Here is a 1,087-nt window from a genome sequence, read left to right as displayed (position 1 = left end):
GGGGCGGGGGGGGGGGGGGGGGGGGGGCGGCAGGAGCCCTACTATGAACAAAGATAACGTCAAACTGGCTATCGCCCCAATCGGCTGGACTAACGATGATATGCCGGAGCTCGGCAGCGAAAACACCTTCCAGCAGATCGTCAGCGAAATGGCGCTGGCCGGCTTTACCGGCAGCGAAGTCGGCAGCAAATATCCGCGCGACCCGGCGGTTCTCAAGCCGATGCTGGATATCCGCGGCATTCAGATCTGCAACGCCTGGTTCAGCACCTTTTTCGCCAACGGCCAGCGGGAAAAAACCATTGATGAATTCGTCAATCACATGAACTTCCTTCATGCGATGGGCGCGAAAGTGATTGGCTGCTCCGAGCAGAGCGGCAGCATCCAGGGGCTGGATAAACCGATCCTCGGCGATGCGAAGCCGTGCTTCAGCGACGAAGAGTGGCAGCGGGTGGCGGAAGGCTACAACACCCTCGGCCGCCTGGCGGCGGAGAAGGGAATGCAGGTCTGTCTGCATCACCACATGGGCACCGGCATTCAGACCACCGCGGAAATCGACAAATTTATGTCGCTGGTGGACGAGCGCGTCTTCCTGCTGTTCGACACCGGCCACGCCTGGTATTCCGAAGGCGGCGAAGCGCCGATGCTGGCGATCCTCAAAAAGTATCTGCCGCGCATCAACCACGTCCACCTGAAAGACGTCCGCCCGCCGGTGATCGACCAGGTGCGCCGCGACGGCCTGTCGTTCCTCGACGGCGTGAAAAAAGGCACCTTCACCGTCCCGGGCGACGGGGTGATCGATTTCCGTCCGGTGTTCAAGCTGCTGGACGACTTTGGCTATAAAGGCTGGATGGTAGTGGAAGCCGAGCAGGATCCTGCTCTGGCCAATCCTTTCGAATACGCCGTCAAAGCGCGCAAATATATCCGCGAAACGGCAGGGATCTAATCGTTGTGACATTTTCAGGCCATACCGGGTATGGCCTGCTTTTTTCCTCTCACAACCGGACCCAGGGCTTAACCACAGCGCCGGACAGTTCCCTCTCCCTCAGGGAGAGGGCCAGGGTGAGGATGGCGATGACGGGTAAAGCGT

Annotated in this window: 1 protein-coding gene; it reads left to right on the top strand. The window is 59.8% G+C overall.

What is annotated here, in order from left to right; translation table 11 throughout:
* Positions 1 to 43 precede the first annotated feature (43 nt).
* Entirely contained in the window at positions 44 to 943 is a 900-nt protein-coding gene (iolE, locus tag HMPREF9538_RS23695) for a myo-inosose-2 dehydratase (RefSeq protein WP_002886970.1), read from the top strand.
* Positions 944 to 1,087: the final 144 nt, after the last annotated feature.

The organism is Klebsiella sp. MS 92-3 (assembly GCF_000195655.1).
Lineage (GTDB): Bacteria > Pseudomonadota > Gammaproteobacteria > Enterobacterales > Enterobacteriaceae > Klebsiella > Klebsiella pneumoniae.
Note: the sequence above shows the minus strand (reverse complement) of the source record. Positions and strands in the feature narration are given on the sequence as shown.

Coding starts and splice junctions, on each gene's coding strand:
- iolE (WP_002886970.1), top strand. CDS start 44: ATGAACAAAGATAACGTCAAACTGGCTATCGCCCCAATCGGCTGGACT.